This is a genomic window from Niallia circulans NBRC 13626, assembly GCF_001591585.1.
Taxonomy (GTDB): domain Bacteria; phylum Bacillota; class Bacilli; order Bacillales; family Cytobacillaceae; genus Niallia; species Niallia circulans.
On record NZ_BCVE01000019.1, the window covers coordinates 61,630 to 85,831 of the forward strand.

22 protein-coding genes, 8 tRNA genes, 1 rRNA gene and 1 pseudogene are annotated in these 24,202 nt (G+C 36.2%); 6 read left to right on the forward strand and 26 right to left on the reverse strand.

The window, feature by feature from the left end; translation table 11 throughout:
- Positions 1–140 precede the first annotated feature (140 nt).
- From BCI01S_RS19030 to BCI01S_RS19055, 7 genes and pseudogenes are all read right to left on the reverse strand, one after another.
- On the reverse strand, positions 141–947 hold the full coding sequence (locus BCI01S_RS19030; RefSeq protein WP_061800721.1) for a hypothetical protein: 807 nt from the start codon (positions 945–947) through the stop codon (positions 141–143).
- 409 nt (positions 948–1,356) lie between these two features.
- Positions 1,357–1,728: a DUF1304 domain-containing protein gene (locus tag BCI01S_RS19035; protein WP_047943957.1), complete on the reverse strand. Its 372-nt coding sequence runs from the start codon at positions 1,726–1,728 to the stop codon at positions 1,357–1,359.
- A gap of 42 nt (positions 1,729–1,770) precedes the next feature.
- Positions 1,771–2,409, reverse strand: coding sequence for a nitroreductase family protein (locus tag BCI01S_RS19040; protein WP_047943956.1), 639 nt, complete (start codon positions 2,407–2,409; stop codon positions 1,771–1,773).
- Positions 2,410–2,813: 404 nt separating this feature from the next.
- Positions 2,814–3,110: a putative quinol monooxygenase gene (locus BCI01S_RS19045; protein ID WP_061800723.1), complete on the reverse strand. Its 297-nt coding sequence runs from the start codon at positions 3,108–3,110 to the stop codon at positions 2,814–2,816.
- Positions 3,111–3,226: 116 nt separating this feature from the next.
- Positions 3,227–3,404: pseudogene (locus BCI01S_RS24905) on the reverse strand (nitroreductase family protein); the annotation flags it as partial.
- Positions 3,405–3,436: 32 nt separating this feature from the next.
- Positions 3,437–3,865 (reverse strand): MarR family winged helix-turn-helix transcriptional regulator, encoded by a 429-nt coding sequence (locus tag BCI01S_RS19050; protein ID WP_047943954.1) that lies wholly within the window; start codon positions 3,863–3,865, stop codon positions 3,437–3,439.
- Between the two features lie 823 nt (positions 3,866–4,688).
- Positions 4,689–5,381 (reverse strand): DUF1963 domain-containing protein, encoded by a 693-nt coding sequence (locus tag BCI01S_RS19055; RefSeq protein ID WP_061800725.1) that lies wholly within the window; start codon positions 5,379–5,381, stop codon positions 4,689–4,691.
- Between the two features lie 410 nt (positions 5,382–5,791).
- Between BCI01S_RS19055 and BCI01S_RS19060 the strand changes: the two genes are divergently transcribed.
- The 5 genes from BCI01S_RS19060 to BCI01S_RS25385 all read left to right on the forward strand — a co-directional run bounded on the left by BCI01S_RS19060 (position 5,792) and on the right by BCI01S_RS25385 (position 10,191).
- On the forward strand, positions 5,792–7,045 hold the full coding sequence (locus tag BCI01S_RS19060; RefSeq protein WP_061800728.1) for a DUF5068 domain-containing protein: 1,254 nt from the start codon (positions 5,792–5,794) through the stop codon (positions 7,043–7,045).
- Positions 7,046–8,286: 1,241 nt separating this feature from the next.
- Positions 8,287–8,439, forward strand: a complete 153-nt coding sequence (locus BCI01S_RS26380; RefSeq protein ID WP_369691036.1) for a helix-turn-helix domain-containing protein — start codon at positions 8,287–8,289, stop codon at positions 8,437–8,439.
- A gap of 71 nt (positions 8,440–8,510) precedes the next feature.
- Positions 8,511–9,179, forward strand: a complete 669-nt coding sequence (locus tag BCI01S_RS19065) for a CotZ-related putative spore coat protein (RefSeq protein ID WP_061800730.1) — start codon at positions 8,511–8,513, stop codon at positions 9,177–9,179.
- 77 nt (positions 9,180–9,256) lie between these two features.
- Entirely contained in the window at positions 9,257–9,604 is a 348-nt protein-coding gene (locus tag BCI01S_RS19070; RefSeq protein ID WP_061800732.1) for a DUF3992 domain-containing protein, read from the forward strand.
- 50 nt (positions 9,605–9,654) lie between these two features.
- A complete protein-coding gene (locus tag BCI01S_RS25385) occupies positions 9,655–10,191 on the forward strand; it encodes a hypothetical protein (RefSeq protein ID WP_061800734.1) in 537 nt (178 codons plus the stop codon).
- 438 nt (positions 10,192–10,629) lie between these two features.
- On the opposite strand, the gene BCI01S_RS19080 is transcribed toward BCI01S_RS25385, so the two are convergent.
- The 9 genes from BCI01S_RS19080 to sigW form a co-directional block, all read right to left on the reverse strand.
- Positions 10,630–11,736, reverse strand: coding sequence for a tetratricopeptide repeat-containing glycosyltransferase family 2 protein (locus tag BCI01S_RS19080; RefSeq protein ID WP_061800736.1), 1,107 nt, complete (start codon positions 11,734–11,736; stop codon positions 10,630–10,632).
- A gap of 459 nt (positions 11,737–12,195) precedes the next feature.
- Positions 12,196–12,675 (reverse strand): GbsR/MarR family transcriptional regulator, encoded by a 480-nt coding sequence (locus BCI01S_RS19085; RefSeq protein WP_061800738.1) that lies wholly within the window; start codon positions 12,673–12,675, stop codon positions 12,196–12,198.
- A gap of 30 nt (positions 12,676–12,705) precedes the next feature.
- Positions 12,706–13,509: an alpha/beta fold hydrolase gene (locus BCI01S_RS19090; RefSeq protein WP_061800739.1), complete on the reverse strand. Its 804-nt coding sequence runs from the start codon at positions 13,507–13,509 to the stop codon at positions 12,706–12,708.
- Between the two features lie 594 nt (positions 13,510–14,103).
- Positions 14,104–15,906, reverse strand: coding sequence for a glutamine--fructose-6-phosphate transaminase (isomerizing) (gene glmS / locus BCI01S_RS19095; RefSeq protein ID WP_061800741.1), 1,803 nt, complete (start codon positions 15,904–15,906; stop codon positions 14,104–14,106).
- Between the two features lie 620 nt (positions 15,907–16,526).
- Positions 16,527–17,879 (reverse strand): phosphoglucosamine mutase, encoded by a 1,353-nt coding sequence (gene glmM, locus BCI01S_RS19100; RefSeq protein ID WP_047943949.1) that lies wholly within the window; start codon positions 17,877–17,879, stop codon positions 16,527–16,529.
- A gap of 42 nt (positions 17,880–17,921) precedes the next feature.
- Positions 17,922–19,244, reverse strand: a complete 1,323-nt coding sequence (locus tag BCI01S_RS19105; RefSeq protein WP_047943947.1) for a CdaR family protein — start codon at positions 19,242–19,244, stop codon at positions 17,922–17,924.
- Entirely contained in the window at positions 19,237–20,061 is an 825-nt protein-coding gene (gene cdaA, locus BCI01S_RS19110) for a diadenylate cyclase CdaA (RefSeq protein ID WP_047943946.1), read from the reverse strand. The genes BCI01S_RS19105 and cdaA overlap by 8 nt, the downstream gene beginning before the upstream one ends.
- A 257-nt stretch (positions 20,062–20,318) precedes the next feature.
- Entirely contained in the window at positions 20,319–20,969 is a 651-nt protein-coding gene (locus BCI01S_RS19115; protein ID WP_047944013.1) for an anti-sigma factor family protein, read from the reverse strand.
- Positions 20,970–20,988: 19 nt separating this feature from the next.
- Entirely contained in the window at positions 20,989–21,552 is a 564-nt protein-coding gene (sigW, locus tag BCI01S_RS19120) for an RNA polymerase sigma factor SigW (RefSeq protein ID WP_047943945.1), read from the reverse strand.
- Between the two features lie 325 nt (positions 21,553–21,877).
- On the opposite strand from sigW, the gene BCI01S_RS24920 reads away from it, so the two are divergent.
- The gene (locus tag BCI01S_RS24920; protein WP_082138414.1) at positions 21,878–22,045 is read left to right on the forward strand and encodes an aspartyl-phosphate phosphatase Spo0E family protein; all 168 of its coding nucleotides are present in this window, start codon (positions 21,878–21,880) and stop codon (positions 22,043–22,045) included.
- 82 nt (positions 22,046–22,127) lie between these two features.
- Here BCI01S_RS24920 and rocF read toward each other — a convergent pair whose 3' ends face one another.
- The 10 genes from rocF to rrf form a co-directional block, all read right to left on the reverse strand.
- Positions 22,128–23,024, reverse strand: a complete 897-nt coding sequence (gene rocF / locus BCI01S_RS19125; RefSeq protein WP_047943944.1) for an arginase — start codon at positions 23,022–23,024, stop codon at positions 22,128–22,130.
- A 189-nt stretch (positions 23,025–23,213) separates the two neighbouring features.
- A tRNA-Lys gene (locus tag BCI01S_RS19130) sits at positions 23,214–23,286 on the reverse strand.
- A gap of 2 nt (positions 23,287–23,288) precedes the next feature.
- A tRNA-Gln gene (locus tag BCI01S_RS19135) sits at positions 23,289–23,363 on the reverse strand.
- Between the two features lie 43 nt (positions 23,364–23,406).
- Positions 23,407–23,490 (reverse strand) — tRNA-Tyr (locus tag BCI01S_RS19140).
- A gap of 30 nt (positions 23,491–23,520) precedes the next feature.
- Positions 23,521–23,596, reverse strand: a tRNA-Thr gene (locus BCI01S_RS19145).
- A gap of 28 nt (positions 23,597–23,624) precedes the next feature.
- Positions 23,625–23,700, reverse strand: a tRNA-Val gene (locus tag BCI01S_RS19150).
- Between the two features lie 3 nt (positions 23,701–23,703).
- Positions 23,704–23,778 (reverse strand) — tRNA-Glu (locus BCI01S_RS19155).
- 15 nt (positions 23,779–23,793) lie between these two features.
- Positions 23,794–23,866: transfer RNA gene (locus tag BCI01S_RS19160), tRNA-Thr, on the reverse strand.
- A 27-nt stretch (positions 23,867–23,893) separates the two neighbouring features.
- Positions 23,894–23,968: transfer RNA gene (locus BCI01S_RS19165), tRNA-Asn, on the reverse strand.
- Positions 23,969–23,978: 10 nt separating this feature from the next.
- A 5S ribosomal RNA gene (gene rrf / locus BCI01S_RS19170) occupies positions 23,979–24,095 on the reverse strand.
- Between the last annotated feature and the right edge of the window lie 107 nt (positions 24,096–24,202).

The window sequence follows — 24,202 nt, forward strand, 5'->3', positions numbered from 1 at the left end:
AACTATGCTTTTCTTGACCTTTAACTAGTTTTTATATTCAAAAAAATGCTGATATTGCAGCACTTCTTAGGTTAATATGTCTTCAAACACTTTCATTTAGAAACATTTTCAGGCTTATTTTTTAGACCTGGTAAGAGATTTTAAGATAGTCTATTCGCTTCATCGATAAGTCCTATATTATACATGGATTCCAGCACAATTTTCTTTAACAATGGTTCATCTGATAGAACATGATGAAGTTGTATATCTCGAAATACAGCATATTGTGATGGTATTGGTGCACGAGATAAGTATGCTTTTAAAGCTGCTAAGTCTGGTTCAACGTCTTTATTAATTTTAAAAGGAATGTGCGTTTCATTAGCAAGAAATGGAGCAATTACACCAAGACCATCCTGGGTTTGAATAGTTATCTTTTTTTGTCGCTGCAATCTAAGCGTTTGAATATAGCGATAAGGATTAGCAATAATAGGCATTTGAATGTTTTTTTCTAAAAAGTTATCGATATACTTTAATAATTGTCGTTCAGACTGAGGATGAAGTTCATCATCCACTTCCCGTTCCTTGAATACTAAATAACTGTCTTCATCAGCGAAATAATTATAAAATAAATCACTATCTGTGCAATTGATACGTAAAAATTCACGCAAATTTTTTGCGATTATAAGGGTTGGCTTTTCAAACTCCATTGGACTTATACAGACAATAGGCGCCTCTTCAAGGTCAGAAACCGATCCATAGTCTGTTAAAAACCCATAATGAATACCATCTACTCCAATATGGCCAAATACAATAACATCGCTTGGTGTGTTAAAATAGCGAAAGTCGGATAATGAAATATAAAAGTGAAGCCCATTATAAAAAGATTCACAATCGCCAAGTTCCTTCTCTAATTCCATTAATTTTTGAAGGCTTGCTGGTATATCATACTTTCCAAAGTTGCGCTGCATTCAAAAACCGCCTTTTCTTTTTCCTTTATTTTACTATATTTGTTATTAGGAAACTACTTTATGGGCAATCTACTGAGTTAATGAAATACCCGCTACTCCCCTTCAATCATTCTCCCATTTGAATATGCATACCTCTTCCCTTCACTAAAAAACCCCCTGCCAATTATTAGAACTAAAGGGGGATAAACGTTGCAATTTTATACAAATGTAGCTTTCAAATAAAGATTAATTAAAACATTTTATTGACTCTTTATTTACCAAAGAATACAAAAAATCCATTTTGAATAAGTTTTCTTCAAAATGGATTTTCTTTTAATAACTCTGTTAGATTTTTTTATAAAAAAGTTTGATTGTTTTCATCTTATGATCTTCAACATACATATATTTATAAAATATAAAAGCTTCGGTTCTACATTACAGACAAAAGGGTAACCAGTGCTAAAATAGCTGGAATTCCTTGTTTCACAATAATTGATTTGTTGGATGTAAAGCCTCCGAAAATGGCTGCCACTACCACACAAATTACAAAAAACAACTGAATCATATAGCCAATTGAATTAAGTCCAAGTATTAGTCCCCAAATGAGACCAGCTGCTAAAAACCCATTATATAAACCTTGATTTGCAAACATGATGGCTACATTTCGATCTCTTTCTAAGTGCTTCGGTAAATTGAAAGCTCGTTTTGCCAATTTTGAATCAATAAAAAACATTTCAAGGATCATAATAAATAAATGTTCTATTGCTACTATCCCAACTAAAATGGCCGCAAGTACTTCCACTCACTAATCCCCCCCTTTTCTGTTTCCTAATATCAATTTATATTATTTCCATTGTGCAATTCTATCGACAGGGAGACGGTATGAAGCATATCCTTCATCGACTGCTTTTCCGATGGATAGAAGCATGACTGGTACATAGCGCTCCTTTTCCAATCCGAAAGCTTCAGCGATATTTTCTTTTTCATAGCCCCCTATTGGGTTTGTTTCATATCCGTGCGCGCGTGCTGTCAACATAAGCTGCATGGAGACGAGACCAGCGTCAACTAGAATCGTTTCCCGATTTACTTGCTCCGGTAGTTGTTCAAAATGTGCCTTCAAAGCCTCGATTTGTCTGTCTTTTACCTCCTGTGGCATGTATCCTAAGTCAACGGCTTTTGAATAAATTTCTTCTAAATAGTCTGCATTGTTCATATCTGCAAATACGGCGATTACGGCAGATGAAGTGGTGACTTGTGACTGATTAAATTTAGCAAGCCCCGCAAGTTTTTCTTTGGATTCTGGGCTTTCAATGATAAGAAAACGCCATGGCTGTGCGTTAACCGAAGATGGAGCTGTAGTCGCCTCCTCTAATATTTCAGTCATCTCTTCTTTACTGATTTTAACTGTTGGATCATAGTTGCGAATGGATCGGCGCCCTTTCATTATTTTCATAAAATCGTTTGTTTTTAATGTAGTTTTCATGTGCAAACAACTCCTATAATTTTTTAATATTTTCTATATTTTTCTTCAATTACAACAGCACTTTCTTAAATACAGAACAGTCTTCTATGCCGGCATTTCCGGTGAAGACTCTGACTTGCTCGGTTGAGCGAACAAGGATAAATACGGCTGCGCCATCGATATTCATTAGTTTTTTGTTCCTTCTACTTCTAATTAATTCGCGATTTTCAAAGGTGTTTTATAACTAAGTCGATAGCCATGCAGGAGGATCTCTTAAAAATGTAAACTTTACTATTCTTAGTAAGATTCGGACATGTCATTATTATCCAGATATTTTTTAATTAACAATCTTACCATTTATAATTCGCAATAAAAAAGTGATGTCTACTTATAACTCACTAAAGATTTTTTTGCACTAGAACTCCCTAACTTTGCAAAGGGTGTCCATCATATGCTTTTATATCAAGTGGCGCAACTAAAAAGTTACTAGCTTTGGCCACGAAAGAAGTAAAATGTTCACTTGTATTATGGCTTTCTACCGCCGCTGCATCTTGCCATACTTCAACCATGGTAAATGTATGGTTCTTTTCTATATCCTTATATAAATTGTAAGAAATATTTCCACTTTCTTGTCTAGAAGCACGAATTAGTGTTTCTATCTCTTCTAAAAAACTTTGTTGCTTTGTTGAGTCTATTTGCATCACAGCATGAATAATAATCATCGTTCTCCTCCTCTTCTCTGAATCTTTTTATGCTAAAGAAAATTTAAAACATCCATGAACACGCAGTGTGTATATCAATCCACCACAGGACTTGTTTCTTTCCTTTTTTTCTTCCACTATACAATTCGAACAGATTTATAACCGCTGTCTGCTGCTTTCCCAATTGAAATAAGCATCACTGGTATATAACGATCCTTTTCTAAGCCAAATACTTCTGCAATCTTATCCTTTTCTAAAACTACCGATTAGGCATGTATCGTATCCATGTTCGCGTGCTACAAGCATTAGCTGCATATTTGAACGGCGTCCTCTTAAAATTTTACGTATTAGATTTCTTTTATGTTATTTTGAATACGATTTAGCATATCAAATAGCAAATCTCGTTCCTCTTCACTAATATCTTTTAGCATAGAAGTGACGAAACGTTTCTTTTCTTCTTGATAGCAACTAATTTTTTGACGTCCATAATCAGTAAGCGTCACAAGCGTAATCCTATTGTCACTTGTTTTTTTTCGTCTTAAAATCAACCCGTTTACTTCGAGTTGTTTTAAATGCCGCGTGATGGCAGCATTGTCAATATTCATCTCCTTTTGAAGCGCTTTTTGGCTCATTTCATCCACTTGATAAAGATGGCTCAAAAGTTCAAGGCGCGACTGACTAACACCTGTACACCCTTCAAATTTCGAATTGATTTCTTTATTAATAAAAAATAATTTATATAAAATAATTGCTTCCTTAGAGCAAGAATTTGTCAATAACTTCCCTCCTTTTTTATTGTTTGAAATTATTTGACCTATCAATCATTGACCCATCAAATAATTTAACTCAATTGGATTTAAAATGCAAGTATTTTTATTTTTCCTTTTGTAACTTTGAAATAAAATTTGATTAATTTCGTTTCAAATCTTGTTGGTTTGGAATAAAATTTGTGGGTTTGATTAATGATTTTCGAAAACCCCTGTCTATGCAGGGAGTTCCAGAAAGCTTTTTAGCGAGGTAATAAGAAACCTCCTTCTTGCGTGGGATAAAGAGTTGGTTTCCTCAACCACTTTATCTCACGCAAGAAGGAGGTATGCCCATATGAAGGACATGAATAGTTTATTTAGTGCATATTACCTAGAATAATATGTATCACATAGTTTTTCCCATGCAAAACATCTTTCGAATTAGTACTTTGTTTAAGTGTACCTTTTCGAAGTTGTTTTATAGTGTCTCTTTATTCTAGATAGTATATACAAGTATTTTACCTGCAGCTTTAAAATAAAGTAACTTAAGGAAATAGCATTGTGTTTTGCCTTCTCTGGAAAATACATTATAAACATTAAGTATTAAACAAAACCAGTCGTATACAAGCTAAGCTAACTAAACCGAAAACGGTTGAATCTCGCGGCTTAAACTGTCCCGATTCGCCAAAATCCCAAGAGACTAGACGAAACGACTCCACCGACCGCTGGCTTAACCCTAACATAATTTTACCATTTGCGAGTCCGGAAACAGCTTAAATTATTTCATGCTGACGGGCATGGGTAGAAAAACCTACTTTTTAGCGCCAGTTTATCTTATCTGACCGCCAAACCCTCAATAACAATCCCAATGCATATGCCATTCACCAGTCGAACGAGACCTGAACAAGTAAATCGTCCCGTTGTCACCCACCATAAATCTCGGCTTTTCCTCGCTTCCGATCTGCATGATATACTGACAATCTTCTAAGGAAACCGGTGACTGGATATAGGATGCGTATCCTCCTATTTTCGTTTGCGGGTAACTGCCGAATTCATCGAAGAACTGATCGCTCGCATCTTCATCCTCGTTCACTTCCGTCAAGTCAACATAATCCCAAGCCTCTTCCCAGCACGGGTAATCATCGCTATCAGCCTTGTGCCATCTAATCTGAAACTCCCTGAGACCTCTTGCTTCTTCCGGTGTTTCCATTAATTGCAGCTCTTCCACCGACTGATGCTCGATGAGTAGCCAGCCTTCTCCGTTCTTGACAGGATAGATTGGAAGCTGTTTCCTGTTCAGAAATAGCTGGATCAAACTTGCCTCTCCCACACCATCGATCCCACCAGGTATTTCAGGCACATACGCTTGCAATACGGGAATCATGGGACCATCTTTGTCATGAGGCCATCCCGCTTCTTTATCGATATAAAAATGCCCGCCAAACCAACTCATCCTCGCTTCCTCCGGACGAAATCCGCCAATTTGCGCCAAGACCGGCTTTTTTCCTATTTCCCTAAGTGAATTGAACGCCTCAAATTGTGTCATCGTAAGCAGTTCTCCTCCCGGTATCTAGTTAGATTTTTACTGGATAGACGGATGGCAGTCTTTCTATTAGTTCCATCCATTTCCTTAAGTATAATTGATGCCGATACGCAGCTCAAATATGCTCCTGACTCTTTTATCCAAGACAGCAAAATCGAAAAATCTAGCTTCTTCTTTCTTAATTTCTCGTGAAAGCAGGTTGATCAATCTATGCTTTAATGACTTTTCGCCGTTCATTCATCCATTTTTCTATCAAAATTTTCAGAAAGTTTCATACTACAAAACTTATTGAAATTGGGGATAAAGTCTTCTTCAAAACTAGATAAAATATACCATTTTTGTAATATTAAAGGAATTCTTATCTATTTTCCTTTATAATAATTATGGTCTACATAAAAAGAAGGGGTGTAAATGTGAAAAAAACGAAAGTATTATCGGTATCAATCCTTTCTGCAGCAATGTTATTGTTGGCGGCTTGCGGAAATGAAGAAAAAGCTTCTGAATCTCCAAAGGAGAATGATTCAAAGGCTAAAACAGAGGAAACAAGTAATAAAGGGAAAACGAATGAAAAAGCAGAAGAATCAGATACTAAATCAGGTGAGGTATTGAATCCAAGTATTGCAGAAGAAACAGAAGGAAATGTTGAAGTGGTTTATACCAATAAAGAACCTGGATTTTTAAATGATATTAAAGGTTTCAAAGTATCCGTTAACGAGTACCAAATTGTTAAAGTAACAGACATGAACGAAGATTCTAAGTTGCGTTTTGATGGCCAGAATAATGGATACGTAATAACGACTAAAGTTACCATTGAAAATGGAACCGATAAACCAATGTATTATAATAATAATCATAAGATCCAGCTAAGCAATGAGTATGATTATATTCCGGCTGACTGGAAAACTCTTGTACCTGAAGATCAGCAGATTAATAGAATCAAAAAGAATAAAGAAAAGATTACTTTATATGAAGCTGGCGAGAAGGTAACTGGCTTAATGAGTTTCAGATTATCAGATGCTGAATTTGAAAAATTAAAAACAGTAAAACCAAAATATATAATTGAAGGCGGTTTAGCTGATAATGACCAAGCTAAAAATAGTAACATGCAGCAGTCGCCGGCTTATGATTTTATTTATAGCGAAGAACAAGCAAAACAAACAGCTGAACAACCCCAATTTTATCAAGATCGTTTAACGACTGATAATATGGCTGACAAAAAAATGATTTTTGAAAAATCTGGAATTAATGATACCAAAGAGATAGATAAAGTGAAAATTACCCTTGAAGGTGTACAATATACTGAAGTGATTCCAACAGAAGCCAATAAAGAACGCTTTAGAAATTTTGGTGATAATGGGATTGTGGCTGTGACTGTCAAATTGAATGTTGATAATCAAACATCAGAACCTGTTGACATATCGAATCTAAAAACTACTCTTAATATTGATGACAATCGTGCGAAAGTGTTAAGTCAGGGTATGGTGGAACCTCGTGAACAAAGGGAGATTGCTGCGGGACAAAAAGGTGAAAAACTGCATGTTTTCCTACTTAGAAAAGATGAATTTGAAATATATAAAAAGTTTGATATGAGATTTGGTCCATTTGTCGGTACAGATGGCAAAGACCAATTCAAAGGAAAATCTGCTACCTTTAACTTACCAAGATAAATAAAAAAACCAGAAACCAGTGTCAGTCTAGAATAGGCACTGGTTTTTTTCGGACTTATTATGAGTTCACAAATGTACAATCCTTATCACTTATGATGGGGATTTTAGCTTGTTATTTTGGCTTAGCAAATGATTTTTTGCGAATTCAAATCTAATTGTTCCATTTTAGTGGTTTACATAACTATTCTAATTATACTTGGTATAATATGCAATAATATTTAAAAACTGGTTAATGACTCTTTCTCTTATTACGGTACTGTAAGTGAATAAAAGGAACCATTTTAATTAAAGTTTGAGCAAAATAGTTTCTTATTTTAAATTTATCCATTATCTTGTAAAAAAGTTTAAATATAAAATATTTATGTCATTAATTCCGTTTCCAACAGTTCTATCTCATCCTCTTCAAATTTTTCCGAAATCTAATCATTTATTCTATCTTCTGCTTGCTGAATTTCTGTATTTTTATGTTAAATTTTATTAACTATTCTATATATCTGCAGTCTTCTTTATCTAATCAAACTAATGGATATTTCTTCATAATTGGCGTTTGAAATCTATATTTATTTATTTTATTTGACTCTAAATGTGTGGTACTTCTTTTCTTGTGAAAGAAATTAATGATTTTACTGTTTAGCTATCCTAACATATATTTAAAATCATCTAACTCATAATCAGTACTAAGAATGCAGTACCATTATAAAAATGCCCATGTATCTAAAGAAATGTATATTCTGATGCTGTGTCAGGAGTTAATATCTTGATATCTCTAAATCAAAGTTATGAGCAGTCCAATGTTCTACCATTTTTTCTAATTAGCTTCTTTAATCCACTTCTCAATTTCAGATGCTCTTTTTCTTTTAGACATAAAAACACCCCTTCTAAAGGGATAAAGTTCGTGACTTTCTTCAAAACATCGCAACTTTATTTCAAAGCCACACTCACTGTTGCTTTGAAATAAAGTTTGATCAAAATGGATTCCTTTTTGGCATATTTAATTTTCGGTTTTATAAAAAAGTTTGATTATTTCTTATTGAACTAATGCCCCCTCAATAAGGTTTACGAACGATTGTAGGAATTTAAACCCTTCCAGTCTTCAAAAGTTTTCTAAAATTCTCGGATAAGGCATTATCTTTGCTAAGTAGCAGAATTACTGAAGAGTCACAAAATACCAATTCCACAACTGCCTTTGGATGTTGTATTTTAGGATTTTCAACCCAAAAATTCGGTCTGGTGCGTCGTTAATGGATACCGCAACTCTTTTTAGAATCTCTAGTTATACAATAGTGCATGATTGGCGGAAAAAGATGGAGGCTTGCGGTTTAGATGCACTTGAACCAAATCAAAGGGGCATATACAAGTCAATGAAGGTGTATTCTCACCAAATGCACAATTAGTCTTATGTCGCATATTATAAGTTATAAAAAGCTACTTTAACTTTTATAGCTATGAATTGAGTTGGTTTAACTTGACAGGCTGCATCATTGAAAAACTAAAACGAATTCAAAGTAATGAAAAACAAATAAAAGTTGATGAATGTTTTGCTGTAACACCAGTTTTTTTAATTAATCAAGAAGGAGAACATTTTATTGCATCTGGCATATCGAATGGAGAACTATTCCATACATGCTATTTTAAGGTCATTTCGGTTAATGAACTGCGAAAATGTGTTGTCCTAGAATTACTTGTTCCTTGTTGTATGAAAACATTATGTGCCAATAAAGCTTTGTATCGTTCAGATTCACGTATTTTGATTGATATTTCTTTTTTTTGTGGTATTGGTGAAGTTGAAATTCCTGTATATGATTATCTGATTTTAAAACCAAGTATAAAGGATAAATTTGAAATTTGTTTTTTAACAAATGAAAATAAAACAGGTATTTTATGGAACAACGAAACTAACTTTGCTAATACTGCTACAGTCACTCTTCATCATAAGGATACCAAGAATTGTTCGATTAAAATTATTCTTCAGACTAAAGAAAATTTATATTCATTAGGTGTGAATAAAGGAGAAAGTTGCTCTATTACGGTTAAAGATCTCGAGTGTCTTAAGATCGAATCATCAAAAAGAAAATTGAAAGGACAAATAGAAGTTCAGCTGAATCACATTATTAAAACTATTAAATATTTTTAAGTTAGGTTGATTATCCAATCGAAATTGTTTTTTATAACATATTCTTATAAAGATAATACAAATTGAGGAGGATAATTATGGCTATTTTGGGCGGTTGTAGTAACGAGCAAACTGGCTTTGTAAACGATGCTGTATGTTTCACGATTGATTTAGGAGATACTGGAGCTGTAGCTACTCCAGTTTGGGAAGATGGAACTTCTTTTGTTATAAATGGAACAATAATGGTAGAAAACAATGGGATTGTAGGAGTTGGCCCCACAGCTTCTCTTACAGTTAATGGAACAGCAGTTGCGGGATTTACAGTAGCGCCAGGAGAAAGTAGATCAGTCACTTTGAATGATATCAATTCAATAGGTATTGTTGGGGCAGGAGGAACTGGAACTGCAAATGTAACCGTTTCTTTTTCATTAAATTATCAATATTAATCAGTTTGTATCTTTGATTCCACAAATTTTTGCTGAAAGTAGTGACAGGAATGTGCGCTCAACTTAACTCATGTGGAGGTAGTAGAGGACCAACTGGACCAACAGGGCCAACAGGGCCAACTGGGGCAACTGGACCAACAGGAATAACCGGACCAACTGGACCAACCGGGCCAACTGGACCAACCGGGGCAAATCCGCAGCTGTTTTACAATGAGGTAGCAGGCCCAGTTTCAGTTGCTGTTAATGGTACTGAAACGTCAATTGGGACTTTAAGTGTGCCAACAGTCACTGGCCAATTAATAAAATTAGATTTTGCCATTTCTGTGGATGTGACAACGACAGCTAACTCGAACTTTACTTTCCAAACTAGAGTTTATAGAAACGGAGTATTTGTAAATACACGCACCGTGCAAAGAAATGTTAATGCTGCAATTACGTCAAGATTTCCAATTGCTACAACGTATGTAGAGACTGCAACAGTCACTGGTACGACTTCCTATGAGGTTAGGATAATCTTTACCACAGCAAGTAATGTGAGTAGCAGCAGCGCACTAAATTTGGAGATAAACGCAATTAGATTCTCTTAAATACACATTCAGTTCACTGCTATGTATTTGCTCATAAATCCACGCGTATCAAAATAGAAGGGCTGTCTGAAAAGTCCCTAAAATAAAGCAAGAGGAGAAAAAGGTTCGTTTTTCTCCTCTTGCTTTTCTATTCTGTTGATTTCTATCTGAAAGTAGCTGGCGGATGCCTGCTACTTTCAATAGGTTGTGGGCCAATGCCACAATCCCAAACTCGACATGAACCTTAATGAGCCCCCTCAATGAAAACCTGCGGAACGACCGATAGCCTTTAATGGTGACCAAACGCACTCTCTACTTCGATTTTCCGACGAGCGTAGATTGCGGCCTTCTCTTCACATTTAAGGGCTGTTTTCGCTTTGGTTTTCATTTCTTCAAAAATTGTAATTGCCTTTTAGTGATTTTCCTCTCTTTCTCATTTCCTTCCTTAAAAGTTACCTTTTATTGATTTCCATGCTGTTCACCCCCGGAGCTAGCTTGCTGCTGAAGGATATCTTCAAAATATTTTTTGTTGGCTAGCATTCTTGAATCATGGGGACGGTATTGTAATGCCGATTCATTATGCTGATAGGCAAGCTGATGCTGGCCGAGTTTATCGTAGCAGACTGCTAATTGCAGGTGGGGAAGCCAGGTCGCGCAGGCGCGGTTTTGAAAAGCCAGGTTTTCTGCTCCTTTGTTTTCTATTGCTTTTTCATACCAATAGACCGCACTTTGAAAATCGTTTTTTTCTAAAAAATAGTATCCCAACCTGCAGCAGGTTTCTGCTCTAGGCGGTCCATAGACGAGCGTGTGGAGCACCCAGCTTAATTCTTTTTCCTTCAGCCCCAATGAATGATAGCAGTCTGCTAATTTATTGCACGCTCTGATATTATCCTCGACCCATCCCTGTTTCATTTGTAAAAACCGTAAATAATACTCAATTGCTTGCTCCATTTTTCCGTGATCACACAACTCGTTCGCATAGTAAAATAAATCTCTTGGAGAAAAATCCTTTCCTGACGAGGCCATTTTTTCATAAATTCGGAGGTTGCGATCTGCGTCATGGCTAAGTGGAAGGTGAGAAACTGCAACTTCACTGTGGTGAAGGTTTCCGTACACTTCCAAATATTCATGGACGGCGCCAATCCACTTAAAGCTTTTTTCGCGTTTTACCAGCCGGTACCTTCTTAAGCTGGATGTGACGTTATTTTCTTCATCAAAAGCTAAATGGTATTTCATTGAGACCGCGTCAATACGCGGATCTAGCGTTCCTTTTAAATCCAATAAAATCTCTTGATCATTCTCAGTAAACACGTCGTCGGCATCAAGCCATAAAATATAGTCGGTCGTTGCCTGCTGAAACGAAAAATTTCGGGCAGCCGCAAAATCATCAGTCCATTCAAAATCAAAAATCCGGTCTGTATAACGGGCAGCGATGTCCTTCGTCTTGTCAACTGAACCGGTATCCACAATGTTTATTTCATCAGCTATCCCTTGCACAGAATCTAAGCACCGTCCAATAACAGCTTCTTCATTTTTTACAATCATGCATAAACTGATTGAAATCACATCGCCACCTCCGTTTTATTTTGTTTTTTCTTTATGGCATAGACAAACATGTAATCAATATGGGCATGTTTTGACAAGTGATCAAAAGACAAACCAAATTGCCCGGCAAGGAATTGAAGTTCTTGTAAAAAGAGCTGTATGTTTGATTAGTATCGGAGGAATGGGAGGTGATGGATTTTATGTCATAAAGATATTCAGGAAATAGAGTATTTATGTTGCGAAGTTGCAACTTTATTTTAAATCTAAAACTGCACCTTTTGATTACAATAAAAAAGCGTTAATCTTTTTTCGATAAACGCTACCCTAGAGTTAAAGAAAAAAATCCTGTAAAAACAGGATTTTAAACAAACTTTATTATAAATTATCATTCTTTATTTTAAATAACCGAACTTTGTTTTAAATGATAAATCTTTTTTATAGACTGGACCACCTGATGTTCCTGCTCAATTATATCTACTACTAATTTTTATCTTTGATTTCTTTCCTCCATTCTAACAACACTTTTTCATGACTAGAGATCATACTATCAACCCAAAGGAGCATTTCAGAAAATTTCTTATTTGCATCAGAGTGTTCTTCTAATGCTTTTAAACCTAGTTCTACAATTTTTTTCAAGTTTTTAAAACCATCAATCCTCGTTTTTATGGCATTATCCCATATGGACTCACTAACGGAATAATAATCTGTTCTATCTCCAACAGCTGATACTTTCTCTAACAATCCCATAGAAACTAGGAGTCTCACGTTTGTCGATACACTCCCTCTGCTTACCTTTAAAAGATTGGACATTTGTTCAGCTGATATAGGTTGATTAGAAACTAATAATAATCCTAAAATTCTTCCACCAATTCGTGGAATCCCATAGTCCTCATAATAAATACCTAACTTTTCTACAAATACCTGTTTTTCTTCATCATACTCCAACTTATTAACGTCCATGACTGAATATACCTCTCTTTTTACAGTTATCTATTGATCATTCAAAAAGTCCCAAAAAACAGTATTAAATTGTGAAGGATTATCCTGATTAGCACAATGACTTGCATTGGATATTTCAAACAACCTACAATTTGATTCACTAGATGCCCATGAAGAAGCAATTCTTTTAATATTTCCTGTTTGGTCATGTTCTCCATAAACAAGCAAGATAGGTTTGTTTATTTTATATTCTTCTTCATAATGTAAACATGCTGCAGTTGCTAAAAATATTTTCATAAAATCCTTTTTTCCTACCAGATCAAATACCTGCTTCAAATAGAATTGTACATGCGGTTTTATCGCACTTGCTTTCACACTTGCGTTAACCAAGTAGCTCCATGGATACATCCGAATAATAAGTGGGGTTAAGTTCAAATAAAACCTCTCTAAACCTGTCAACTTCATTGTATTACAAGTACAATCAATCAATACTAGCTTCTCTACTCTATATGGATAATAGAATGCCATCTCTTGTGCTGTATTGCCACCCATTGATTGACCAACAAATGTCGCCTTTTTTATACCTTCTTTATTCATTATCTCTACTAAATCATCCATCAATAACTTTATACTAAATTTATCACCCATGGGCCTAGATAAACCATGACCTCTTGCATCCCAAAGCAAGAGATTGAACTCATTACTTACAATTGGTACTTGCTCATTGAACATCTCGTGATCAGCACCAGCACCATGTAAGAATATTAACCATGAACTCTTTCCTTTATTTGAAACCCAATAGTGGATGTTACATCCATCTTTACTCAAAACTTTCTCAAATAATTCATTATTCATAGAAATACCTCACTTTATGAATACTTTAATATCTAATCTTATTTTATCTGTTTTACTTATTTTAATAAATACTAAAATAAGTAAAACCTAACACTGCATGGTTTCTATCTGTTAATTGGCAAATAGTTTATAGCTCCATTGTTTTTTGAACACCTCTTTGGATTGAATAATTACTGATAATATATCAAACGGCCATATCCAATAGGACGATCATCTGCTAATCCTACAAACATACCAGCATCATGTAATACACCTTCTATTTGATTATTATTCTCTTCCAATTCTCCCCTTTAATTATATTCCACTACAAAAAGTCAGTCCCAACCCTTATTGGACAAAGGATTGGAGGAATATGGAATAGAACGAAGCGATTGAATTTGCACCTAAAAACAGAATGAAAATTTGCCGAATCCCCATTGGATTTCAATCTGGTTTTCACCCGCTTTTTCGCATAAAAAAAACCGAAGGTCTGCCGGGAAAAGTACCGGAGAACCTTCGGAATTGGAACGTTATTTTTATCTAAGAACCCTTAATTTTATCTAAGGAAGGGAACTTTTATTTGAAGACAACTCACATAAAGAATTACAAAATAAATCACTCCACCGTAACACTCTTAGCCAAGTTACGTGGTTTATCTACGTCACAGCCTCTATGAAGTGCTGCATAGTAAGCAATTAATTGTAATGGTACTACAGAGATAAGGGGTGTTAACAGGTCGTGCACAGCTGGTACGATGTAGCGGTCGCCATCCATTTCTAAGCCTTTCATTGAAATGATGCATGGGTTTGCTCCGCGAGCTACTACCTCTTTCACGTTACCACGTATGCTTAAGTTAACACTCTCTTGTGTTGCTAATGCGATAATAGGTGTTCCATCTTCAATTAAAGCAATTGTTCCATGCTTTAATTCTCCACCTGCGAATCCTTCTGCTTGGATGTAAGAGATTTCTTTTAGCTTTAAAGAACCTTCAAGGCCAACATAGTAATCAATGCCGCGCCCGATATAGAAAGCATTTCTTGATGTTTCCAGATATTCTCGAGCAATAGCCTCTAGCTCTTCTTTATCTTCAAAAACGCCTTCCATGGCATTGGCAATGATACCTAATTCATGAATAAGATCAAAATCTATCTGGTAGCCTTTGTTTCTTGCTGTTACTTCTGCAAGGATAGACAATACAGCCATTTGCGAAGTATAAGCTTTAGTAGAAGCTACTGCAATTTCCGGACCAGCATACAATAATAAGGTGTGGTCCGCTTCACGAGACAATGTGGAGCCTGGTACATTTGTGATTGTTAGAGTTGGATACCCCATCTCCTTCACTTGCACAAGTACAGCACGGCTATCTGCTGTTTCTCCACTTTGTGTAATGAAGATGAACAGTGGCTTTTCAGAAAGCAGCGGCATATTATAGCCGAATTCACTTGCAACATGAACCTCTACAGGGATTTTTGCTAATTTCTCAATAAATTGCTTTCCAAGAAGACCGGCATGATAAGATGTACCAGCAGCTACAATGTACAGACGATCGGCAGCTTTCACCGCTTCCACGATCGCTGGATCAATTGTCAGCTTTCCATCTTTGCCTTGATATTCTTGAATAATTTTGCGAATAGCTACTGGCTGTTCGTCAATTTCTTTTAGCATATAATGAGGATATGTCCCTTTTTCAATATCACTAGCATCTAGTTCTGCCGTATATGCTTCCCGGGAAATAACCTCTCCCTCTAATGTTTCAATCGTTACCTCGTCTTTTGTCACGATCACAATTTCTTTATCTACTAATTCCACATATTGATCAGTTACTTGAAGCATAGCCATTGCATCACTTGCGATAACATTGAAGCCTTCCCCTAAACCTATCAATAATGGGCTTTTATTTTTTGCTACATATATCATGTCTTTGTTTTGCTCATCTAATAAGGCAAATGCATAAGACCCTTTTAATAACTTTAGTGTTTGAACAAATGCTGCCTTTACATCACTTCCAGCTTCTACAAAATGTTCAATAAGTTGAACAACGACTTCCGTGTCTGTATCACTTTTCAAAGTGATATCAGCAAGATATTCCTTCTTTAATAAGTCATAGTTTTCAATAACGCCATTATGAACAATTGTAAAGCGTTCTGATGCACTTTTATGTGGGTGCGCATTTAATCTGCTTGGCACGCCATGAGTTGCCCAGCGTGTATGACCAATTCCAGCAGGTGCAAATACCTCTTCGTCCACAATACTGCGTAGGTCAGCAATTCGTCCTTTTTCTTTAAAAACTTGAACTCCCTCTCCATTGCTTAATGCAATACCAGCTGAGTCATAGCCTCTATATTCTAGTTTTTCTAAACCTTTTAATAAAATCTCTTTCGCATCCTGATTTCCAATATAACCAACAATTCCGCACATACTTCTTTTCCTCCGTTCTAAGGGAGCAAGAAGTCACTATTTAGGGAACAAACTTGCTCCCTTATCTCTGTTTTTTTGGGGTTATAAGTCGTAATATACTGCATCTTTTGTCCTGCATAAAGACAGATAAAAACAAAAGGTTGTAGATAATACAACTTAAAGATTACGCTTCTGATTAGCATGCCCTACTCTTTGTGCATTAAGTTACCTTAATGTTTTAAAGTATGACTTACGATTGGCTAATACAACCGGGAGGCATCCGCCGAAAAATCGATAAACCTCCTCCTCGTCAACTAGTTTCGTGTCGTCCATTACTAGTCCAGGCGCTTCAAATTCCTAAAATAACTCCTATCCTCCTTAACAACAGGTTTGCTTTTATTCAAAAAGCAATTTAATCATACCCTACCAAGAATCGTTCCGTCAAATACAATCCTATGACAAAATCGTAAATTTTTATTTCATTAACTGAGGTAGGATACATTCCGACACGAAAAGCGGAAAAAATAATAGGGTAAAAAACATTCCTTCGGAAATGTCTTTCACCCTAATAATGTATTCTATCGTGCTAATTGTGTTCCAAATTGCATAGATATTAGTATAAGTCCCTTATGTGTTTAAGTTTATTCTTCTGGTAAACCCATTTCCTCTTTAACAACTTCGGAAATAACATTCACATAAGCTTCACATAATTCCTCTGTTGGAGCCTCCGCCATCACACGTACAAGTGGCTCTGTTCCAGAAGGACGAACTAAAATCCTTCCATTTCCGTTCATATCTTGTTCCACTTTTGCAATTACTTCTTTTACTTTTTCATTATCTGTTACATGAAATTTATCTGTCACTCTAATATTCACTAATTTTTGCGGAAATTTCTTCATTTCTCCTGCAAGCTCCGATAGCTTTTTCTTTGTTACTTTCATAATATTAACTAATTGCAGCCCAGTTAAAAGACCGTCACCTGTTGTGTTGTAGTCAAGGAAGATAATATGTCCTGACTGTTCTCCACCAAGGTTATAGCCATTATTACGCATTTCTTCGACTACATAACGGTCTCCAACAGCAGTTGGAATGCTCGTAATTGCGTGTTGTTCTAGCGCTTTATAGAAGCCTAAATTACTCATGACAGTAGACACAACTGTATTGTTTTTGAGTCTTCCTGTTTCTTTTAAGTATTTTGCACATATATACATTATTTGATCGCCGTCAACGATATCCCCATTTTCATCAATAGCAATCAAACGATCACCATCACCGTCAAAGGCTAACCCAACATCTGCTTCTTTTTCTAGGACAAATTTAGAAAGCGCCTCAGGGTGTGTAGAACCTACGCCATCATTAATATTTAATCCATTCGGTGATGCGCCCATTGTAGAAATATCCGCATCCAAATCTGCAAACAAATGCATTGCTAAGGAAGAAGTTGCTCCATGTGCACAATCTAATGCAATGTGAATACCTGCAAATTCTTCATCCACTGTTTGTTTTAAGAATTGCAGATACTTCTGACCACCTTCAAAATAGTCATCAACCTGACCAAGATCTGCACCCGTTGGTCTAGGCAGCGTATCTTCTGCTTGATCAATAAGTGCTTCAATTTCTAACTCTTGCTCATCCGATAGTTTAAAACCATCAGGACCAAAAAATTTAATTCCATTATCTGCGACCGGGTTATGCGATGCAGAAATCATTACTCCCGCCTGTGCTCCTAATGCCTTTGTTAAATAGGATACACCTGGTGTAGAGATAACACCTAAGCGCATTACTTCTGCACCAATGGAAAGCAATCCTGCTACAAGCGCTCCTTCCAGCATATGTCCGGAAATACGAGTATCTCGTCCGATTAATACCTTTGGTCTGTCGTGGTCTTTTGTTAGGACGAAACCACCATATCTTCCTAGCTTAAACGCTATTTCTGGTGTTAGTTCACTATTTGCCACACCTCGTACTCCGTCCGTACCGAAATATTTACCCATTTCTATATCGCTCCTTCTAACTAGTATAGATCACGTTTTATGTTAAGCCTCTTTATTTGTAATAGACACACTCGCCGTATTCGTAGCTAGTTCCCAATCTATATTGTCAGGCCCATTTACTTTAATAGGGACTTCGTGCTCCCCATCATCCATTCCTGTTAAATCTATATAGAGATTAAAATCAGAGACACTCAATTCCCTTACCCTATTTTGCTCCCCAGAAATCCGAAGACTTGTACTACTACTTTTTGGTTTAGTAATGGTTGCCTCCAAATCGCTATTTAAGCCTATAATAGTAATAGGTACATTGCTTAACGTTCTTGTTTCTGTTTTTTCTGTCGTCGCGGCTTCCTCTGAATCTTGATTCTCCTGCTCATCCTCTTTCTGTTCTTTTTCTTGTTCTTGCTGTGCTGCTGTTACCTTTACTGTAACCTTTACAAGCTCTGGATCAACAGATGTTACCCCATTGGATATAATGACAGGTAATGTTAATTCTTCATCCTTTTCTATTTTACTTAGGTCAACTTCAACTCTTGTGCTTTCCACATCTTTTAAAACATCTTCTGGACCAGTGATAGTTGCTTCCTTTGTATCCAAAGTTATCGAGTCAATCGTTATACCATCCTGTGGCTTACCTTGTTCCACTATATTTATAGGTACTGTTTTACTCGTTCTTTTGACAGGAATATTCACTTCTACTATTTCTGGTTCCACTTGCACATTTAATTTATTTAAACTACCATCCAATACAGAAACCTTCGCCTGTTGGCTTACTGCCTCATTTGTATTTCCATCAAGATTTACATTTGCCTTTACATAGGCAATTTTTTCAATCTCATCTTTTGCTCCTGTAACCTTAACTGTTTTTGGCTCAATTTTCGGTGTTCCAGCAGCGTATCCCTTCGCAATAGCGTTACTGCTAAATTCTGCTTCTACATTAAATTCTTGAGTAACCTTTTCTTTAACCGTGACTTTTATCGTTTCGGGATCAATCGTTGCCCTAATTTTATCAGATAAGTTCTTTATTTGAAGGGGAACGGTCTTACTTCCTAAATTAGCATTTGCTAAATTAACATATACCTCAAAATCCTTTTTCAATTTAGCCTGCTGTATATGAACCGTTGGACCTCTTAAAGTGACGGTAACTGTTTTCGGTATCCCTGTGACAACTACATTTTCAGTATCATAATAGGCTGTTACCGGAATATCCTCTAAAATAACAGTTTCAGAATCACCTGGAACATTTACATCTGTTGAACTTTCATTGGGATCATATGCATAGGAAAAAAGTAAAAGAGCAAAAGCTAAGGATAAAACTTTTGTAAACCAATTTTTACCTATTACATTATTAAACAATTTACTCATTTTTCTTCCCCTTCCAGCTCCACTTACTAGACGTGGTTTGTTTGGTAGAAGGTGTTATCAAGGCACTAGATAACATTTCTCTAAATGCATCTAGTTTTAATTCTCTGTGCAAATCACCGTTTTTCGTTATGGAGATTGCACCCGTTTCCTCTGAAACAACGACGGTTAAGCTGTCTGTTACTTCACTAATGCCCAGTGCCGCTCTATGTCTAGTTCCCAGCTCTTTTGAAATAAAGGGACTTTCCGATAGAGGAAGGTAACATGCAGCTGCGGCAATATTTGTTTTTTGTATAATAACGGCTCCATCATGCAGTGGAGTATTCGGAATAAAAATATTAATCAATAGCTCTGCAGATATCTTTGAATCAAGCGCTATACCTGTTTCTATGTAATCACTCATTCCTGTTTCTCTTTCAATTGTGATTAACGCACCAATTCTTCGTTTAGCCATATAGTCTACTGCTTTTACAATGGATTCCACTAACTGGGCTTGGAGTTCATGTTCTTGAACAACGGATCGTGAAAAAAACTTCCCTCGCCCCAATTGTTCGAGAGCTCTTCTTAATTCTCCCTGGAAAATAATAATAAGGGCTAATGCACCCCACTGTATTACCTGCTGCATCATCCAGCCTAATGTTTGTAGTTGGAAATAGTCACTTAACATTTTAATAATTAAAATAACAAATATTCCATTCAACAATTGTACCGCTTTTGTCCCACGGATAATTGTAATAATCTTATAAATGACATACCAAACAAGGATAATGTCTACTGTATTCGCTAAATATTTTAAAAAAGGGAAATCTGCAAACGACATTTTCCTTCCTCCAAAGTATATATTTCAAAAGTGACGTTTTGAAGATTTTTCCCTAACTCAAACATGTCAGGAGAAAACCTACAATTATCATATTATAACACAATTCCAATTAATACAAAGAAAAGCATAACCAACTATCTTGAAAACAATTAGATTGTCCATATCAGTAGTATATGTGTCTCCATTGTATTTAAGCCCTATTTTTACTCGAAAGAAAAATACATGTAAAACTAAATAAAAAAACCTGCAATTTAAAATTAAATTGCAGGAAGGCTATTTTTTTGGGTGTTATCCTCATCACTAAATACCCCTGTAATATCCGTTACAGTTTTCTTTATATGGTACCATAACCAATCAAATATCTCGTTTACCTCTTTAATATCACCAGTTACTTGGTTAGCAGAAGCCATATACTTCTTTCCATTGATTACTGTTACATTTCCTTCAACTTGTCCTTCTATTTTAATATCTCCATTACGAACGATCACATCACCTTTTACTGTCTCTCCCTCTGGCACAATAGCTGTATTATTTTCTACTATTATATTTGGCTGTTTCGAAACAGAAAACTGATGATCCTCATTCCATGACGACATTAGACTCGATATCATTAATATAAGGAAAAGGGAAGCAGCAGCAAGCATAGGATGATGACGCAGCCATCGTTTCACTCTGACTTGCTTCTTTTCTTCCGGTAATTTAGCAAGTATATTTTCTGTAAAGTTCATTGGTGCTTGAATGTGAGAAGTACTTTGGACCAGTGCGATAGTTTTTTTCAGTTCATGAAAATGAGTTGCACATTCTTCACACTGATCTAAATGCTTCTTTAATTCTTTTAAATTCTCTTCTTCTATTTCTTCATCAAGATATTGATGCATATAGGAAATAATCTCTGTTGAACAAGTCATATTATTTTCACCTTCTTTATCAGACATACCGTAATTGTTTTCTCAACGCTTCTCTTCCCCTGTGAATACGCGTTTTAACTGTTCCTAAAGGAAGCTCCAGAATTTCACTTATCTCATTTAAAGAAAGTTCTTCGATATATTTTAAAACGATGACTGCTCGATACTTTTCAGGAAGTTTGGAGATTTCCCTTTGTATCATTGCTTGCAGTTCCATACTCTCTACATCTTCCTCAGGCAATTTTCCATCCGAGGAAATTTGCGAGTACATATTTAAGCCGTCTGTTCCTGGAACCTCTGCATCAAGATAATAATCTGGTTTCCTTTTTCTTATACGGTCAATGCATAGGTTTGTCGCAATACGATATAGCCATGTTGAAAACTTATATTCCATATTATAGCGATGAACATTCACATATGCACGAATAAAAGCCTCTTGTGCTATATCCTCTGCTTCATGCCTATTCCCCAACATCCGATAACAAATTTGAAACACTTTATCTTTATATAGTTCGATTATGTCACCAAATGCATTTTTATCCCCTTTTAAAACTTGTTGAATCCTTTTTTTTACTAATGCTTCCATCTATTTACCTCCGCTCTAGTGCGGCTAATCGATTTACGAATCGACAGCAGGAAAGGTTTCATTTTTTCTCTAAAAAAATTTTATTTATGTATAAAAAAAATAATATTCTCACTTATATGTAGTGAAAAATCTCCCTATTATGCACATCTATCTTTTTTAGGATACTCATTCTTATTTTAACAAATAATGCCACATAATGTTTAAAATTTTTAGAATTGGTTATAAAAAAAGTAATAATATGCTAAAATCAAGACAAGCAACATTTGAATTTACTACGGCTATATAGATTATGAAGAATTATAAAAACATATAGAGGGTGAAGCAAATGAGTGATAGAAAATTATTAAAAGACATTGAAGAACATCGTGAAATGATGATCTATTTGGCAAACAACACTTCTTTTTCGCACCCAAAAGTTGTTGACTTAAGTACAAAATTAGATTTGTTATTAAATAAATATGAAAAAATATGTAGTGAACTATCTGTTAAATAATAAGATTGCTTTTTATCTTGCTTTCAGTCCAATTATCATCTAAAAAGCAGTGCACATCCATGCCTGCTTTTTAGATTTTAATTTATAGTAATTTTTCTCCAAATAGTGAACCCATCAATGCTACAGCTAACGAGGCAGTCTTGTTTCTTTCATCTAATATCGGGTTAACTTCTACAAATTCAGCGGAAGTAATAAGTCCAGACTCCGCTAACATTTCCATAGCTAAATGACTCTCTCTATAACTTATTCCCCCAGGTACTGGTGTTCCAACTCCTGGTGCATCATTTGGATCTAATCCATCTAAGTCTAGAGACAAGTGTACCCCATCTGTTTTTTCCTTTAAATAATCAATCGTACTCTCCATCACCTTCGTCATCCCTAGTCGATCAATTTCATGCATGGTAAAAACTTTTATTCCTAATTCTTTTATAAGCCTGCGCTCACCTTCATCTAAAGATCTAGCTCCTATTATCACTACATGCTCTGGTTTTATTTTAGGAGAGGTTCCTAATATATTGGTCAATAGCTCATGCCCATATCCTAAACTTACAGCCAGTGGCATCCCATGAATATTCCCTGATGGAGAGGTTTCTGCCGTATTTAAATCTCCATGTGCATCATACCAAATGACACCTAAATTGGTGTAATGCTTAGATACTCCAGCAAGTGTCCCAATTGCTATACTATGATCTCCGCCTAAAACAAGAGGAAATGACTTTGATTGAATAATCTTATCAACCATTTCTGCAAGCATTTGATTTTTTTCTGCTATTAAATGAAGATTTCTAAGATTGCTTTGGACATCTATTATGGTTTCTGGTCTTCCTACTGATATATCTCCCCAATCTTCTATAGAGGAAAATAGCTTTGATAATCTTTCAAAAATACCTGCGTAACGGATTGCACTTGGCCCCATATCTACACCTCTGCGCATTTGTCCAAGATCCATCGGCATTCCAATAATAGTCAGCTTTCTCATGAAAATCCTCCCCCATCTCTCCAGTCATATTCTTCTTTTATTGTACCTTCTTCTGAAACAATGACTCAACTCAACATCTTTATGTATATATATGCGAATATTCTATAAATCCCGAGAGGAAACAACAAGAATGCCATGCTTAAAAAGCACAAAAAAACCAAACACGATTGTGTTTGGTTTAAAGAAAGATGAGCCATGGAGGATTCGAACCTCCGACCCTCTGATTAAAAGTCAGATGCTCTACCGACTGAGCTAATGGCTCGTTGGCTGGGCTAGCTGGATTCGAACCAACGAATGACGGAGTCAAAGTCCGTTGCCTTACCGCTTGGCTATAGCCCAAAAATATAAAAAGGACATATAATTAATATTGTCCAATCATAAATGGTGGAGGGGGACGGATTCGAACCGCCGAACCCGAAGGAGCGGATTTACAGTCCGCCGCGTTTAGCCACTTCGCTACCCCTCCGATATTCAAACTAATGACAATTTAAAAAAGTGGTGCCGGCTAGAGGACTTGAACCCCCAACCTACTGATTACAAGTCAGTTGCTCTACCAATTGAGCTAAACCGGCAATAAATTTATAAACTTTTAAGAATCAATGGTGGAGGATGACGGGATCGAACCGCCGACCCTCTGCTTGTAAGGCAGATGCTCTCCCAGCTGAGCTAATCCTCCAAATGGTGACCCATACGGGATTCGAACCCGTGTTACCGCCGTGAAAGGGCGGTGTCTTAACCGCTTGACCAATGGGCCATATTTATTTTCGTAAGCTTCCAACCGGGCTCGAACCGGTGACCTCTTCCTTACCATGGAAGTGCTCTACCTGCTGAGCTATGGAAGCACCTTGGCTAACATATAATAAAAATAATGGCTCCGCAGGTAGGACTCGAACCTACGACCGTTCGGTTAACAGCCGAATGCTCTACCACTGAGCTACTGCGGAATAATGGTATGCCTGGCGACGTCCTACTCTCACAGGGGGAGAACCCCCAACTACCATCGGCGCTGAGAAGCTTAACTTCCGTGTTCGGTATGGGAACGGGTGTGACCTTCTCGCTATCGCCACCAGACTTATTTATCAGACATGTATTATTATACATGTTTTAGATATTTTTTCAAGTGTAATTTCGAAAAATTATTCCCTGAAAACTAGATTATGGTAAGAAGAAAGAAACAA

Bases quoted from the DNA above. Each gene is read 5' to 3' on its own strand.
- BCI01S_RS19030 (WP_061800721.1), bottom strand. From the start codon at position 947: ATGCAGCGCAACTTTGGAAAGTATGATATACCAGCAAGCCTTCAAAAA.
- BCI01S_RS19040 (WP_047943956.1), bottom strand. From the start codon at position 2,409: ATGAAAACTACATTAAAAACAAACGATTTTATGAAAATAATGAAAGGG.
- BCI01S_RS19045 (WP_061800723.1), bottom strand. From the start codon at position 3,110: ATGATTATTATTCATGCTGTGATGCAAATAGACTCAACAAAGCAACAA.
- BCI01S_RS19055 (WP_061800725.1), bottom strand. From the start codon at position 5,381: ATGACACAATTTGAGGCGTTCAATTCACTTAGGGAAATAGGAAAAAAG.
- BCI01S_RS26380 (WP_369691036.1), top strand. From the start codon at position 8,287: ATGGATACCGCAACTCTTTTTAGAATCTCTAGTTATACAATAGTGCAT.
- BCI01S_RS19070 (WP_061800732.1), top strand. From the start codon at position 9,257: ATGGCTATTTTGGGCGGTTGTAGTAACGAGCAAACTGGCTTTGTAAAC.
- BCI01S_RS25385 (WP_061800734.1), top strand. From the start codon at position 9,655: ATGTGCGCTCAACTTAACTCATGTGGAGGTAGTAGAGGACCAACTGGA.
- BCI01S_RS19085 (WP_061800738.1), bottom strand. From the start codon at position 12,675: ATGGACGTTAATAAGTTGGAGTATGATGAAGAAAAACAGGTATTTGTA.
- BCI01S_RS19090 (WP_061800739.1), bottom strand. From the start codon at position 13,509: ATGAATAATGAATTATTTGAGAAAGTTTTGAGTAAAGATGGATGTAAC.
- glmS (WP_061800741.1), bottom strand. From the start codon at position 15,906: ATGTGCGGAATTGTTGGTTATATTGGAAATCAGGATGCGAAAGAGATT.
- glmM (WP_047943949.1), bottom strand. From the start codon at position 17,879: ATGGGTAAATATTTCGGTACGGACGGAGTACGAGGTGTGGCAAATAGT.
- BCI01S_RS19105 (WP_047943947.1), bottom strand. From the start codon at position 19,244: ATGAGTAAATTGTTTAATAATGTAATAGGTAAAAATTGGTTTACAAAA.
- cdaA (WP_047943946.1), bottom strand. From the start codon at position 20,061: ATGTCGTTTGCAGATTTCCCTTTTTTAAAATATTTAGCGAATACAGTA.
- BCI01S_RS19115 (WP_047944013.1), bottom strand. From the start codon at position 20,969: ATGACTTGTTCAACAGAGATTATTTCCTATATGCATCAATATCTTGAT.
- sigW (WP_047943945.1), bottom strand. From the start codon at position 21,552: ATGGAAGCATTAGTAAAAAAAAGGATTCAACAAGTTTTAAAAGGGGAT.
- BCI01S_RS24920 (WP_082138414.1), top strand. From the start codon at position 21,878: ATGAGTGATAGAAAATTATTAAAAGACATTGAAGAACATCGTGAAATG.
- rocF (WP_047943944.1), bottom strand. From the start codon at position 23,024: ATGAGAAAGCTGACTATTATTGGAATGCCGATGGATCTTGGACAAATG.